Here is a 14659-nt window from a genome sequence, read left to right as displayed (position 1 = left end):
AATAAATACTTTATCTTGCTGGAACTATTCACATTAGTATTCGGTATGCCATGACATCTCTCGTATTCAAATTTCGCGACGACCTATCCATCACGACCGACCCAACCTGGCGCGATCTCTTCAACTTACCCGACGAGTACATCCGCGAAGCCACTACGTTTTTTCAAAATGCCCGTAAGGCCCACCCGTCAGTCACCTACAACCAGCCGGGGCCCGGCGATTCGCTGAAAAGGCAGGCTAACGCGTTAGATAAGCGATTAAGAGACCTGGTCAACGCATCTCCGGGTGTTCAACTGCGCTATCTGTTTGACTATAAAGACTGTAAAACTATCAATCTGCTCTGGCGGAAATTAGACAGCTACGAAAAAGGCAAATCTGGCAGTCCGAACGGGCAGCCGTCAGACATGCCTAATCTCTTTAACTACTTTCGCATCGACTTCCCCAAAGACTACGGCCAGGAAGAAGCAGCGGAGCTTCTGGATCAGTTTGGTCGGTTTCTTCCCTACAAAGCCAACAAAAGCAGTTGGTGGTTACGATACCGCTTATTCAGATGGCTGAACGGGTTGGCGCATCAGGTTACGGCTAAAAACAGCCTGCTCCAGTATGCGTATCTGAAAGACGACCCTGTGCCCCTCGCCACCAGTTTTCCAACGCCTGCCCAGGCCCAGCAACCCGGCATGGGCAACCAATATTACCTCACCGACATGCGTATTCCGGGCAATTTTGTTCCCGACCCGGCAGCGCCCATTCGCATGACCGTTGTTGAAGTTGATAGCTGGTCGATCAACCATACCCAACTCCCAGGCCTGACGCGCAGCGCCGTCATATTCCCGACGGATATACGAACACAGATTTTGAACATTCCTGCCGCAACCGATAAACTGAGTCATGGCACACAAATTCTGGGTATTCTCTCCGCCGACTCGACCAACAGTGACAATGCCGCAGGAACAGACCTTTGCCGGGGTATTGCCCCTAATGTATCCGTTCGGTTAGCTTCCTGCATAACCGCCTTAAACCGAACCGGCGACACGATTAACAGCATTTCTTACGAAGAAGAACGCGCCGTCCTGGCGGCTGTGTCGGCCACTGAGCCCGGCGAAACCATCCTGTTCGAATTAGCTACCGGCGGTGGTCGATTCCCGCTCGATGTTCTGCCCGCCGTTTACGAACTCATCGACATTGCCTATCGACGCGACATCACCGTGGTGGCAGGTGCGGGTAATGACAGCGCCATTTTAGACACGGGCGACAATCGCTATTACGACAATTACTGTTCATTACTTGATGATGTACGGGATGATCACCCGGCATCCCATTATTCTGCCTATGATTTAATTCATGAACACATCGCTCAATTAGCTCAGGAGCATAACATTTCGGGTCATGCACATCCGCAGTTCCCGTCGACGGAAGAGTTTATTCAACATTACCAGCAAACGCCCAGTAGGGCTATCCTGGTGGGGGCTGCCTTACGCACCGACGGAGGAAATACGTTTACGGTACTTCCCACATCAAGCCGGGGCAACCGGGTCAAGGTTTTTGCACAGGGCCATAACATATTGACAACCAATCCGGGAAATCGTTTCTTCAGTGCGATGGGTAGCACATCCGGTTCTGCTGCCATTATTGCCGGCATGGTTGTTTTAGCGCAAAGCATAGCTAAAACTCGCAATCGGGTCATCCCTCCCGCCTTATTATTTACCTGGTTGAAGCAATCCTCAAGAGGGGGGCATCGCGTAATGGGATTACCCAGCGGGTCATCGGGTGTTGTTCCATCCTGGAGAAATGTAGAGTATCGACTTAACCAGTGGCTTGGTCCGGCAGGCGACTAATTCCTGTCTTATTCAGCCAATCCATCGTCAGCCCACTAATTTTTGTTTCTTACCCCAAAGGTACATCCCGCCGTATGGCCCCGCCATCCCATAAACGGGGGATGGCGGGGTTTTGGCAAAAAACAAGGGCGATTCGCTTTAGTAACGAATCGCCCTTGTTTTTTGCTTTTCTCATTTCTTACTGATATACCCGCACATAATCGATCTCCATGCGTTGCGGCCAAATGCTCTCATCGACGCCTTTTTGGCCGCCCCAGTTGCCGCCAACCGCTACATTCAGAATGAGAAAAAACGGTTGGTCGAACGGCCATTGGGCTTCGGTGTAGCCCAGCGCCGATTTCTGAACGGTGTAGTACTTCTGGTCGTCTACGAAGAAGTCAATCTGCTCGGCGGTCCATTCGATGGCGTACCGGTGAAAACCCGTCGTTACGTCCTTTACGGTTGTGGAATTTCCTTTTTCGGTTTTCTTGCTATGATTATACGCTTCGGTATGAACAGTGCCGTGAACAACGCCCTCATCGAACCCAACGTGTTCCATGATGTCGATTTCCCCGCACTTCGGCCAGCCAGCCGTGGAACTATTTTTGCCCAGCATCCAGACAGCGGGCCAGGTGCCAACGCCCTTTGGCAGCTTGGCGAAGGCTTCAATCCGGCCATAGGTCCAGGTGGTTTTGTCCTTCGTCAGCAAGCGGGCCGAGGTGTAGTTTTTCCCCTGATACGCTTCCCTGCGGGCTTCAATAACGAGTTTTCCGTTTTCAATCCGGGCATTTTCGGCGCGTCGGGCCGTGTAGTATTGTAGTTCATTGTTTCCCCAGCCGTTGCCACCCACCTCATAGCCCCACTTTGTGGAGTCGGGCAGGCCCGGCTTGTCGAACTCATCGGCCCAAACGAGTTTGCGGGCAGCCGGAACCATCGTTGTGCTCGTTGGTGAGGTAACGGTCCCGCTCACCGGAAACGTTACCTCAGGACTTTTGCAGGCCAGCAGCGTAATAATCGCAACTACGTTCATTGTCAATAGACGTTTCATAGACCATGTGTTTTATTTGCTCCAGCGACCGGATTCGTTGGTTCGCTCTTTCACTCTTTCGCTCGTTCACTTTTACCAAACGCCCAGGCCAGAAAATCCGGCATGATGGTAGTCCAGGTTTCCTGATTGTGTTTTCCGCCGTCAATTTCTACATACCGGATGTCGTGCGGCCGGCCCTTGCTATCCCGGCGGTAACCTTTTTTCACTAACTCATCGATCAGGTCGGTCGTATCGTCGATGGAGTCGATGATGCCGTTGTTATTGCGGTCGCTGGTTTCGTCGTCGGTGCCGGTTTCAAACCAGAATTTAAGTTGTTTATGGTATTTTCCTTTCCGAACTAAATCGTGCATAATCCGGTCGGTTTCATCGCGATAGCCATCCTCCGTGCTTTTGCTGCGCCACCAGAACGAGCCTGAAAATACGCCCGCTTTGGAAAACCGTTCAGGATGGTGAAATACGATGTCGAATGCCGACAGGCCACCCAGCGAGAAACCGGCAAATACCGACTGCGCCGGGTCGGCGCTAACCGGATAATGATTTTTGATGTAGGGCAACAGTTCGGTAAGTACGAAATCGGTGTACAGTTTGGCTTTGCCACCCCGTTTCATGTAGTCGGCGCGGGCCGCCGTGCCGTATTCCTGAATGCGGTCGCCCGCATGAATGGCCACCAGTACAAACGGGCGAATGGCCTGTTGTTTATACAACGAATCCAGCACAGCGGTCATGTGCAGGCGTGGTAAATCCTGCCCATCGTTCAGGTATAAAACGGGCAGCGATTTCCCACCGGAACGCCCCTGCCATTCCTGATGACCGGGGGGCAGGATAATGTCTAAATGAACGGTTCGTTTTAACGGAACGGAGTATAACGAATCGTCGCGCCGAACGGTTACAGTGGGTAGTTCGGTGTGGGTAAGGGCCGGTAGTGTTTCAGCCATAAGCACAAAAAATGGGACAAATAAGATAATCATACAGATGCAAACTACGGATTTTTTCGGCTCATATTGGTTGGTTCTTTGTCGGTGCCAGCTATTTCGTCTATTTTCATCCGAAATTTCCGTTCTTCTCATCAACCCAATACAATCGTGCAGGAAGACTATCGCAAGTGGTATTCGCACCACCTTGGCCGCGACATCGAGATGCTGGTTTATGGCAACTGGGGCTACCCGGTGCTGCTGTTTCCGACCTCAATGGGGCATTATTATGAATACAAAGACTTCGGCCTGACCGAAACGGCACGAGGGTTTGTTAACGCGGGCAAAGTTAAATTGTACTGCATCGACAGCATCGACCGCGATAGCTGGTATGCCAAACACCTGCACCCAGGTGCCCGCATCTGGAACCACGTGCTGTATGACCGTTTTCTGCACGAAGAGCTGGTGCCGGGTATTCAGCGGGAGTGTAATGTCCAAAAAATTGGCGTGTCGGGTGCTTCATTTGGGGGCTACCATGCCCTGAATTTCGCCTTTCGTCATCCCGAACAGGTTGGTCATTTGCTCACGATGGGCGCGGCTTACGACATTCGGTCGTTTCTGGGTGGTTATTACGATGACAACGTGTATTTTAATAATCCACCAGATTTTATGCCCAACGCCCACAACAACGAATTTTATACTATGAACATCGTGCTGGGTACATCGGAGTACGATTTCTGCAAGGACGACAATTTTCGCATGTCGGGCATATTAAACCAAAAAGGCATCCGGCATCAACTCGACGTAACTCCCTGGGGCAACCACGACTGGCCGGTTTGGAAAGACCAGTTTCCCAGGTATTTAAGCATGATTTAAACCAATGATGAATTGTACGCATTCATCATTCACTATGTGGTCCGCTTACGCTCAACCCACCGATTCCATCACGGATGCCCTCGACCGGCTCCGCACGCACCTTACTGAGGTGCCAGCCCGATTGAATGCTCTTTCGGAAATAGACTTAACGCAGCGTGTGCCCGGCAAATGGTCGCGCCGGGAAATTTTGGGGCACCTAATTGACTCGGCGCTGAACAATCTAAAACGGTTTGTCGATGCCCAGTTCGCCGAAGGGCCGTACACCATTCAGGGATACAATCAGAATAAGTCAGTTGTTGTGAATCACTATCATGACCTGCCACTGCCCCATCTATTGACACTTTGGCATAGCCTGAACAGGCAGGTTCTCTACGTTGCCGAGGCAATTCCGCCTGAGACGCTGGCCAAACCCATTCTGTTCGGGCAAAATCCGGAGCCAGGTCAAACACTGGGATGGCTCATTGACGATTACGTTGCCCATCTGGAGCACCATCTAAAAACTCTATTGTAAGATTATTCTTGGATTTGTAACTAATTTTAATCACTTTAAAGGTCTGGTTTACTTAGTTCGGCACAATAGTTGCTTTTTCCTATAAGAACTCTCACCCTAATTTACGAATTGTGCTATGTTAACCTTTGTACTTGTCCGACCTAATTTTCGCCCCACTCACCATGGATTACACATGTATATTCAACGAAGCAATAACCAGGGACTTATTTTAAGTCAGTATGTTTGTTCGGCCTTGTACAATTAAGTTAATTTTCTCCATGCAGTTGCCAGACCCGGTCCCAATGGCCGGGCTTTTTTGTTTTTCACCAAAAACAACCGCAATTTGCCCCACAAACGAAGAGCGGGTGAACATTTTGTTGCCCTATTGTTACTACTGCATACGCTGACTCAGCACTTAACGAATTCATTATGAGCACAAAATCAAAAATAGGTATTCTGTTTGGTCAGGAGAATACGTTTCCGCAGGCGTTTGTTGACCGGGTGAACGAAAAACAAAGCAAGTTTCCGGCAGAATTTGTCAGCATCGACCAGGTAGAGCAGAGCGTACCCACTGATTATGCCGTGATTATCGACCGCATTTCGCAGGATGTGCCTTTCTATAAAGCGTTTCTGAAAAATGCCGCCCTTACCGGTACAGCCGTTGTCAATAATCCGTTCTGGTGGAGCGCCGACGAGAAATTTTTCAATAATGCCTTAGCTGTTCAACTCGGCGTTCCGGTTCCCAAAACCATTCTGCTCCCTTCTAAAGACCGCCCCGACGACACAACCCATAATTCATTCCGCAATCTGAAGCACATGAATTGGGAGACTATCTTCAACCATATTGGCTTCCCGGCCTTTATGAAACCTCATGCCGGGGGCGGCTGGAAGAGCGTGTATAAAGTGGACAACCCCGAGCAGATGTTTAAAGCCTACGACGAAACCGGGCAGTTGGTTATGCTCTATCAGGAGGCCATTGACTTCACCGACTATTTCCGGTGTTACTGCATTGGCGGTAAGGATGTCCGCATTATGCCCTACGAGCCGCGCAATCCGCATCACCTGCGGTATGCTGCCGACATGCAAACCACCGGCGACGCAGGCAAAAAACTGCTGGCGACCATGACCGACTATGTGCTAAAACTCAATCATGGTCTTGGCTACGACTTTAATACGGTTGAATTTGCCGTGCGCGACGGTATTCCCATTGCCATCGACTTCTGCAACCCGGCCCCCGATGCCGATGTACATTCGGTTGGTCAGGAAAATTTCGACTGGGTAGTAGAAGCAGCCGCCAATATGGCCATCGACCGGGCGAAGAAGGCACAGAAAGGCAACGACAACCTCACGTGGGGTACGTTCGTTAGCAATTCGGTGACCAGCCAGGCACCAGCAGAAACAAAGGCTCCAGCTACCGAAAAAGCGGCTAAGGTGGCCCCCGCAAAAAAAGAAGAAGCGAAGGTCGAAAAGCCCAAAAAAGGCAGAAAATAACAAAAACCTGAGTAAATCACCGTCGCTGTTTTGAGGCCAGCGACGGTGATTTTTTGTTGGTACGCCAACCCTTTTGCATCGGCTGGAATCTTAGAATAAATTACTTTCCGGTATGCGCTTACTCTTCATCTTTCTATCACTCAGCGCGGGCTTCATGGCCTGTAATAAAGTCGATACTATTTCGCCCGAAACATTGACCGGAGCCTGGGTTGAAGTATCGGCCCGCAAAGACACGCCTATCTTTAATCTGGACCGAAACGGGACTTCATTGCCAAACACGGTTTTAGTAAATCGTGGAAAACAACTTAATGCAGGAGGCTACTTAGGGCCGAAACCCGGCAGTGGTTATTATGCCTATGAATTACAGGGCAATACGATTCTGGTTGTCAGTATGTTCTCCAGTTCCCTGCAACGCACCGGTTATCGGATTGAGCAGGAGGGGGATAAACTAATAATTGAAAACTTTTTTGAATTAGGGTTTAATCAACCCGCCACCGCCAACCGAACGCTGGTGCGTTTATAATTACCGAGACAAGACAGTTACAAACCAATCGCCTTTGGATCGATAGCCGCATCGCGGGCCGACGTTTCGGTCGGCCCGGCCCACAGAACGGCCAGTACTTCGCCATACCTGAACAACCGACCGTCGATGTAATCGTGTTCTTTCGGGTGGTCCGACGGGTCGGCGGCCCGACGGGTCGGGCTGAAAATAAGCGTATTTCCTCCAGGTCGCGGATGTTCGTGTGGCTGATTATCAGCACATCCTGAATTAATTCTTCTACTTGCTGCGCTTGCATCATTTCTACAGACGTTGGTCTTACCAATTTAACTCCTATCTAATCATTGGCATATATGCCTTTTAACCGAATAATGTTGGGCGCATTCGACTACTTGCTGTTTACCGTTCGTCACAAAATCGAAAGCGCATAGGGTTTCTTCGCGCTATTTTAGCCAAATTCGTGTTTTCGATAATACGTTACCCAAATCATCAGCCAGCAAACTAATCAGTCATTAATCAATACATGCAACGAAGAAACTTTATCCAGTTGTCGGGTCTGAGCGTTGGCAGCCTGCTGGCGGCTGGGGTTCCTGCGGTCGGCGTTCCAATTTTTGGCAGCGCCGTGTCGCCCGAGTACCTGTTCGACGCAGCCGGTCGGCGTTCCGGTGTCGATACAGCCGCGAAGAAACAATTCGCCGACATCGCCCTGAATGCGGCCAAAAGCAAAGGAGCCACCTATACCGACGTTCGCATTGGACGGTATCTACAGCAGTACATGTTCACCCGCGAAATGAAGGTGCAGAACATCGTCAACGCGGAGTCTTATGGTATCGGCATCCGGGTTATTGCCAATGGCACCTGGGGATTTGCCGCCACCAGCGATGTGCGGCCCGACGCCATTGCCAAATGTGCCGAAACCGCCGTAGCTATTGCCAAAGCCAACGCCAAAATCCAGCGTGAACCCGTGCAACTCGCTCCGCAAAAGGGCGTGGGTGAGGTTTCCTGGAAAACGCCAATTAAGAAAAACGCCTTCGAGATTCCAGTCCAGCATAAAATCGACCTGCTGATGAAGGTCAACGGCGAGGCCATGAAAAATGGGGCGGCTTTCGTCACGTCGAACCTGTTTTTCATCAATGAACAGAAGTATTTTGCCTCCACCGATGGCTCCTACATCGACCAGGATATTCACCGCATCTGGCCAACGTTCACCATATCGGCCGTAGACCGCACCGCCGGGAAGTTCAAAACCCGCGACGCGCTCAGTTCACCGATGGGTATGGGCTACGAATATTTAGATGGCCTGGCTTCCGAAAAAATTGCAGCACCCAACGGGCTGGTTGGCTACCGTAACTCCTACGACATGGTGGAAGACGCCATTCTGGGGGCAACCCAGGTAAAGCAAAAACTAACGGCTAAAACCGTTCAGCCGGGCAAGTACGACCTCGTGCTCGACCCCAACCACCTCGGCCTGACCATCCACGAATCTGTCGGCCACCCAACCGAACTCGACCGGGTGCTGGGCTACGAAGCCAACTACGCCGGAACCAGTTTTGCCACCCTCGACAAGTGGAAAACCAAAACGTTCAATTACGGCAGTAAGCTGGTCAACATTGTGGCCGACAAAATCCAACCCCACACACTGGGCACGGTTGGCTACGACGATGAGGGCGTTCCGGCCAAACAGTGGGATTTGATTAAAGACGGTATTTTGGTAAATTATCAGGCCACCCGCGACCAGGTCGCCATCATCGGCGAGAAAGAGTCGCACGGCTGCTGCTACGCCGACAACTGGGACTCCGTTCAGTTCCAGCGGATGCCGAACGTATCGCTAAAAGCCGGAACCGAAAAACGCTCGGTTTTCGACATGATTAAAGGGGTCGAGAAAGGCATCTATATCATTGGGCGGGGTTCGTATTCAATTGACCAGCAGCGGTATAACTTCCAGTTTGGCGGGCAGTTGTTCTACGAAATCAAAAATGGCGAACTCGTTGGGATGCTCGACGATGCGGCCTACCAGTCGAACACGCAGGAATTCTGGAACTCCTGCGCCCAACTCTGCGACCAGGACGACTACCGCACGTTCGGTTCGTTCTTCGACGGCAAGGGGCAACCCTCGCAGGTTAGCGCGGTCTCGCACGGGAGTTCAACAACCCGATTTAATGGGGTTAATGTGATAAATACGGGACGTAAGATTTAAAAATACTTTACTGTTTTCAGTTTACCGTTTTCAGTTGTGATTGCCTGTTGGTTTGCGTATCTGATAAGAGCAATTTATAGCAGAAAGCTGTAAAACAGAAGACAGTAAACTGTAAACTGTAAACTGCTGCATGGCAATCTTAACCAAAGAAGAAGCAAAAAAAATTATCGACAAGGTGCTCGGCTACGCAAAGGCCGATGAAACCAGCGTCAGCATTACGGGGGGCCGCACGGGCAACATCCGCTACGCCCGCAACTCGGTATCGACCAGTGGGGAGTCGGAGAATATGGCCTTAGCCGTTACGTCGGTTTTTGGTAAACGGTCGGGCACGGCAACCATCAACGAGTTCGACGATGCGTCGCTCGAAAAGACCGTCCGGCGGGCTGAGGAAATTGCCCGGCTGGCTCCCGAGAACCCGGAGTACATGCCCATACTGGGGCCGCAAACGTACCTGACGACGAACCCGTATGCCGAAAGCACCGCCATAATCAACCCGGACTATCGGGCGCAGGCCGCTTTCGACAGCATCGACCCGTGTCGGCAGGCAAACCTGACATCGGCGGGCTATATGGAAGACACCACCGGTTTCACGGCCATTGGCAACAGCAAGGGTCTTGTCGGCTACAATCGGGCCACCAGTGTTGAGTTTTCGATTACGGTTCGCACAGCCGACGGTCTCGGTTCGGGCTACGCTACCAGCGACGTAACGGATGCCACGAAACTCGATACCCGAGCGTCCACCAAAATCGCCATGCAAAAGGCACAGGCATCGGTGAAAGCCCGCGCACTGGAGCCGGGCAAATACACCGTTATTCTGGAACCGGCAGCCCTTGTTTCCAACACGGATGCGTCGCTGCTGGCGGGCATGATGAATGCCATTGATGCCCGCAACGCCGACGAAGGCCGCAGTTTCCTGAGTAAAAAAGGCGGTGGTACACGTTTGGGCGAAAAACTGTTCGATGAGCGCGTAACCATCTACTCCGACCCAACGAATCCTGAAATTCCGACTTCTCCCTTTGGTGGAGGAGGTGGTCGCTTCGGGGGTGGGGGCAGTGATGGTCGCCCGCAGGAAAAAGTGACCTGGATTGAGAAGGGTATTGTTAAAAACCTGTCGTATTCGCGCTATTGGGCCGAAAAGAAGGGCGTACACGCAACGCCACCACCCACCAATTTCATTATGGAAGGCGGAACCCAATCGCTGGCCGACCTTATCAAAAGCACGGCCAAAGGCATTTTAGTAACGCGTTTCTGGTACATCCGCCCCGTTGACCCGCAAACATTGCTCTACACCGGCCTGACCCGCGATGGGACGTTTTATATCGAAAATGGGCAGATTAAGTTTCCGGTCAAGAATTTCCGGTTCAACGAAAGCCCCATTATCATGCTCAATAACCTCGAAGCCCTGGGTAAACCCGTTCGGATTGGGGGCAATCTGGTGCCGCCGTTGAAGATTCGGGACTTCACGTTTACGAGTTTATCGGATGCTGTTTAAAAATTATTACACAGAGATGCACGGAGAGTCACAGAGATACAAAGAGCATAGTTTAACAACAATTGTGATTGGCAAAGCTATTGAGGTGCATCGGGCATTAGGGCCAGGATTATTAGAATCAGCCTACCAGGAATGTTTGTTTTACGAACTTCAGCAGGCTGGTCTTCACGTCGAGCGGGAGAAGCCATTACCGATTATTTACAAAGAGGTTCGTTTAGAACATGGTTATCGACTTGACCTGCTAGTTGAAAATGAATTGGTTATCGAGTTGAAAACGGTAGACCTACTTACAGATGTTCATTCCGCTCAAATCCTGACGTATCTCCGTCTCGGCAACTTTCCACTCGGCCTGCTTATCAATTTTCACGTCAAGATGTTGCGCGATGGTCTCAAACGTTTCTCTAATTTTTCTCTCCGTGAATCTCTGTGATACTCTGTGTATCTCTGTGTAACAACCTTAAAACCAACATGAACCGTCGAGATTTCAATCAACTTCTAAGCATGGGAACCGCTGGTATCCTATTGCCCGGTTTACCCGCCTTTTCACGTCCGGTTGCGCCAGAAATGCTGCTCGAACCGGGTGTGGATGTAGCCATAAAAAAACGGCTGGCCGATGCCGCCATGAACGCGGCTAAAAGTAAAGGCGCGTCGTATTCCGATGTTCGCATTGGCCGATACCTGAACCAGTTCGTCGTCACGCGCGAAGACAAAGTGCAGAATATCGTCAACACCGAATCCTACGGCGTGGGCGTTCGCGTGATTGCCGACGGCTGCTGGGGATTTGCCGCTGTGGTCGATGCCAAAAGCGAAGCCGACACGGCCAAAGCTGCCGAAAAAGCTGTAGCCATTGCCAAAGCCAATGCCAAACTGATGAAGGAACCGGTGCACCTGGCTCCCCAGAAAGGCTACGGCGAGGTAACCTGGAAAGCACCCATTCAACGCAATGCGTTTGAGGTACCCATCAAAGAAAAAGTCGATTTATTGCTATCGGTCAACAGTGCAGCGCTGAAAAACGGGGCCAACTACGTGAACTCCATCCTGTTCATGGTGAATGAGCAGAAATATTTTGCCTCCACCGATGGCACTTACGCCGATCAGGATATTCACCGGATATGGCCGCTCTCTACCGTTACGGCCATCGACCCCAAAACCGGTAAGTTTGAAACGCGCCAGTCATTAAGTGCGCCGGTGGGCATGGGTTATGAATACCTACAGGCCAATCCCGCCGATAAAGTAACGGGCATTACAACCCGCTACAACAAAGGTTATGACATGCTCGAAGACATGACGGCAGCGGCCAAACAGGCCCGCGCCAAGCATACGGCCAAGTCGGTCGAAGCGGGCAAATATGACCTTGTGCTCGACCCATCGCATCTCTGGCTCACCATCCACGAGTCGGTTGGGCACCCCCTCGAACTCGACCGGGTACTGGGCTACGAAGCCAACTACGCCGGAACCAGCTTTGCTACCCTCGACAAGTGGCAAACGAAGAAATTCAATTACGGCAGCAAGCAGGTCAACCTCTTCGCCGATAAAACGCAGGTGGGCTCGCTGGGCGCCGTTGGCTACGACGACGAAGGCGTTCAAACTAAAAAGTGGGATTTGGTAAAAGACGGAACCTTAGTGAACTACCAGGCCATCCGCGACCAGGTGCACATCATTGGCGAGAACGAATCGCAGGGGTGCTGCTATGCCGATAGCTGGAGTTCGGTGCAGTTTCAGCGCATGGCCAACGTGTCGCTGGCGGCTGGCAAAACGCCATTGTCGGTACAGGACATGATAAAAGACGTTAAAAAAGGCATTTACATCATCGGCGACGGTTCGTTCTCTATTGACCAGCAGCGGTATAACTTCCAGTTTGGCGGGCAGTTGTTCTACGAAATCAAAGATGGGCAGATTGCCGGGATGCTCAAAGATGTGGCCTACCAGTCGAACACGCAGGAATTCTGGAACTCCTGCGTGCAGGTATGCGACGAGCGGGACTACCGGCTTGGTGGCTCCTTCTTCGATGGCAAAGGGCAGCCCCCACAATCGAGCGCGGTCTCGCACGGGAGCAGCACCACCCGATTCAATGGGGTCAATGTAATCAATACAGCACGGAAAATATAGTTCAATGTTTCAGGTTCAAGGTCTCGTTCTTTAAACCTGAAACATTGAACCTGAAACAACTATTTCATGGCAATCATACTTACCGAAGCAGAAGCGAAAGCCCTGCTCACTAAAGTCCTCAGCTACTCTAAAGCTGACGAATGCGAAGTTAACCTGTCGGGTGAAGAAAGAGGTAACATCCGCTACGCCCGCAATGAAGTATCGACCAGTGGCACACTTATTACCAAGACTTTAGTTGTTCAGTCGGCGTATGGTAAAAAAGTAGGCGTGGCTACGATTGATGAATTCGATGATGCCTCGCTCGAAAAGGTCGTGCGCCGGGCTGAAGAACTGGCGCAGCTGGCCCCCGAAAATCCGGAGTATGTGGGCGTTCTGGGACCACAAACGTACCTGAAATCGACGGGTTTCTTCGACTCGACCGCCCAGCTCACGCCCGATACGCGGGCCGATGCGGTAGCAAAAAGTCTGCAGCTTTCGCGGGAGAAAAACCTGACAGCCGCCGGTTTTTTGCAGGATCAGTATGGCTACACGGCCATGATGAACTCCAAAGGTTTGTTTGCGTATTACCCCAGTTCAAACATTAACTTCTCCTTAACGGTCCGCACTAACGATGGCAAAGGCTCAGGATATGTAGCGCGCGGCTACAGCGATTTCAGCAAATTAGACACCGCCGAAGCTACCCGCATTGCCATTCAGAAAGCACAGGGCTCCGCCGAAGCGCGGGCCATCGAACCCGGCAAATACACCGTTATTCTGGAGCCGACAGCGGCTGTAGTCCTGCTCGAAAATATTTTCTTCAACATGGATGCCCGCTCCGCCGACGAAGGCCGGTCCTATTTCAGCAAAACAGGCGGCAAATCGCGCTTAGGCGACAAAATCGTGGACGAGCGCGTGACTATTTACTCCGATCCCACCAACGCCGAGCTACCCGCTTCGCCCTGGTCGGGAGATGGACGGCCGCAGGAAAAAACGATGTGGATTGAGAAGGGAGTAGCTAAAAACCTGTCGTATTCGCGTTATTGGGCACAGAAGCAAGGCAAGAAAGCGGTTCCCAGGCCGAATAACGTGATTATGCTGGGTGGAACGGCCTCGCTGGAGGATATGATAAAGAGTACACAGCGCGGCATTCTGGTTACGAAACTGTGGTACATCCGACCGGTTGATCCACAAACTATTCTGCTCACGGGCCTCACCCGCGATGGAACGTTCTACATCGAAAATGGCAAAATCAAGCACCCCGTCAAGAACTTTCGGTTCAACGAAAGTCCGATTATCATGCTCAACAACCTCGAATCGCTGGGCAAGCCGGAGCGCGTCGTCAGCACCGAAAGTGACCAGAATTACCTGATTCCGCCGATGAAAATTCGGGAGTTTACCTTCACCAGTTTGTCAGATGCAGTGTAAGAAGCTGTTTGAGTTAAGCTTATTGATTTATTTCTCTTTACCCGACGTTACCTTTTTATGCCGGTCATATCCATGTTCTACGGGCTGATTATCAGTCTTTATTATCTTGACAATAAACAACACCATCTTCCTCATATTCACGTTCGATATGGTGAAATGGAAGCAGTTTTTGGCATTGAAAGTGGCGAGTTGCTGGAAGGAAAATTACCGAAAGGAAAAATCAAGTTAGTTGAAGCCTGGATTGAAATTCACCGGGAAAACCTGATGGCTGACTGGCAATTAGCCATCAGTGGCCAGCGGGTTTTCCTCATTGATCCTCTAAAATAAA

At 51.1% G+C, this 14659-nt stretch carries 13 protein-coding genes; 11 read left to right on the top strand and 2 right to left on the bottom strand.

Annotated elements, in window-relative coordinates; translation table 11 throughout:
• The first annotated feature begins 50 nt into the window (after positions 1-50).
• Entirely contained in the window at positions 51-1835 is a 1785-nt protein-coding gene (locus ACYVI1_RS04780) for a S8 family serine peptidase (protein WP_460907301.1), read from the top strand.
• A gap of 178 nt (positions 1836-2013) precedes the next feature.
• On the opposite strand, the gene ACYVI1_RS04775 is transcribed toward ACYVI1_RS04780, so the two are convergent.
• Together ACYVI1_RS04775 and ACYVI1_RS04770 are read right to left on the bottom strand one after the other, a co-directional pair.
• A complete protein-coding gene (locus tag ACYVI1_RS04775) occupies positions 2014-2862 on the bottom strand; it encodes a glycoside hydrolase family 16 protein (RefSeq protein ID WP_460907298.1) in 849 nt (282 codons plus the stop codon).
• A gap of 50 nt (positions 2863-2912) precedes the next feature.
• Positions 2913-3797: an alpha/beta hydrolase gene (locus tag ACYVI1_RS04770; protein ID WP_460907295.1), complete on the bottom strand. Its 885-nt coding sequence runs from the start codon at positions 3795-3797 to the stop codon at positions 2913-2915.
• Positions 3798-3944: 147 nt separating this feature from the next.
• Between ACYVI1_RS04770 and ACYVI1_RS04765 the strand changes: the two genes are divergently transcribed.
• The 10 genes from ACYVI1_RS04765 to dhiT all read left to right on the top strand — a co-directional run bounded on the left by ACYVI1_RS04765 (position 3945) and on the right by dhiT (position 14658).
• The gene (locus tag ACYVI1_RS04765; protein ID WP_460907292.1) at positions 3945-4649 is read left to right on the top strand and encodes an esterase family protein; all 705 of its coding nucleotides are present in this window, start codon (positions 3945-3947) and stop codon (positions 4647-4649) included.
• 34 nt (positions 4650-4683) lie between these two features.
• A complete protein-coding gene (locus tag ACYVI1_RS04760) occupies positions 4684-5160 on the top strand; it encodes a DinB family protein (RefSeq protein WP_460907289.1) in 477 nt (158 codons plus the stop codon).
• 408 nt (positions 5161-5568) lie between these two features.
• Entirely contained in the window at positions 5569-6630 is a 1062-nt protein-coding gene (locus ACYVI1_RS04755) for an ATP-grasp domain-containing protein (protein ID WP_460907286.1), read from the top strand.
• A 112-nt stretch (positions 6631-6742) separates the two neighbouring features.
• Positions 6743-7153, top strand: coding sequence for a hypothetical protein (locus ACYVI1_RS04750; protein ID WP_460907283.1), 411 nt, complete (start codon positions 6743-6745; stop codon positions 7151-7153).
• Between the two features lie 499 nt (positions 7154-7652).
• Positions 7653-9326, top strand: a complete 1674-nt coding sequence (locus ACYVI1_RS04745) for a TldD/PmbA family protein (RefSeq protein ID WP_460907280.1) — start codon at positions 7653-7655, stop codon at positions 9324-9326.
• 130 nt (positions 9327-9456) lie between these two features.
• Positions 9457-10818, top strand: coding sequence for a TldD/PmbA family protein (locus ACYVI1_RS04740; RefSeq protein ID WP_460907277.1), 1362 nt, complete (start codon positions 9457-9459; stop codon positions 10816-10818).
• Positions 10808-11248 (top strand): GxxExxY protein, encoded by a 441-nt coding sequence (locus ACYVI1_RS04735; RefSeq protein WP_460907273.1) that lies wholly within the window; start codon positions 10808-10810, stop codon positions 11246-11248. Before ACYVI1_RS04740 ends, ACYVI1_RS04735 begins: the two co-directional genes overlap by 11 nt.
• A 38-nt stretch (positions 11249-11286) precedes the next feature.
• Positions 11287-12927 carry a TldD/PmbA family protein gene (locus tag ACYVI1_RS04730; protein ID WP_460907269.1) on the top strand — a complete coding sequence of 547 codons (1641 nt, stop codon included), beginning with the start codon at positions 11287-11289 and terminating at the stop codon, positions 12925-12927.
• A 66-nt stretch (positions 12928-12993) separates the two neighbouring features.
• Positions 12994-14331, top strand: coding sequence for a TldD/PmbA family protein (locus tag ACYVI1_RS04725; RefSeq protein WP_460907266.1), 1338 nt, complete (start codon positions 12994-12996; stop codon positions 14329-14331).
• A 57-nt stretch (positions 14332-14388) separates the two neighbouring features.
• Positions 14389-14658 carry a type II toxin-antitoxin system toxin DhiT gene (dhiT, locus tag ACYVI1_RS04720; RefSeq protein ID WP_460907263.1) on the top strand — a complete coding sequence of 90 codons (270 nt, stop codon included), beginning with the start codon at positions 14389-14391 and terminating at the stop codon, positions 14656-14658.
• The last annotated feature ends 1 nt before the right edge of the window (position 14659 follow it).

Source organism: Spirosoma areae (assembly GCF_054781775.1).
This window is presented reverse-complemented; position numbering and strand designations above follow the sequence as displayed.

Excerpts from the sequence above, each read along its gene's own strand:
- ACYVI1_RS04755 (WP_460907286.1), top strand. The coding sequence starts at position 5,569 with ATGAGCACAAAATCAAAAATAGGTATTCTGTTTGGTCAGGAGAATACG.
- dhiT (WP_460907263.1), top strand. The coding sequence starts at position 14,389 with ATGCCGGTCATATCCATGTTCTACGGGCTGATTATCAGTCTTTATTAT.
- ACYVI1_RS04745 (WP_460907280.1), top strand. The coding sequence starts at position 7,653 with ATGCAACGAAGAAACTTTATCCAGTTGTCGGGTCTGAGCGTTGGCAGC.
- ACYVI1_RS04730 (WP_460907269.1), top strand. The coding sequence starts at position 11,287 with ATGAACCGTCGAGATTTCAATCAACTTCTAAGCATGGGAACCGCTGGT.
- ACYVI1_RS04770 (WP_460907295.1), bottom strand. The coding sequence starts at position 3,797 with ATGGCTGAAACACTACCGGCCCTTACCCACACCGAACTACCCACTGTA.
- ACYVI1_RS04780 (WP_460907301.1), top strand. The coding sequence starts at position 51 with ATGACATCTCTCGTATTCAAATTTCGCGACGACCTATCCATCACGACC.
- ACYVI1_RS04775 (WP_460907298.1), bottom strand. The coding sequence starts at position 2,862 with ATGAAACGTCTATTGACAATGAACGTAGTTGCGATTATTACGCTGCTG.
- ACYVI1_RS04750 (WP_460907283.1), top strand. The coding sequence starts at position 6,743 with ATGCGCTTACTCTTCATCTTTCTATCACTCAGCGCGGGCTTCATGGCC.
- ACYVI1_RS04735 (WP_460907273.1), top strand. The coding sequence starts at position 10,808 with ATGCTGTTTAAAAATTATTACACAGAGATGCACGGAGAGTCACAGAGA.
- ACYVI1_RS04725 (WP_460907266.1), top strand. The coding sequence starts at position 12,994 with ATGGCAATCATACTTACCGAAGCAGAAGCGAAAGCCCTGCTCACTAAA.
- ACYVI1_RS04760 (WP_460907289.1), top strand. The coding sequence starts at position 4,684 with ATGTGGTCCGCTTACGCTCAACCCACCGATTCCATCACGGATGCCCTC.
- ACYVI1_RS04740 (WP_460907277.1), top strand. The coding sequence starts at position 9,457 with ATGGCAATCTTAACCAAAGAAGAAGCAAAAAAAATTATCGACAAGGTG.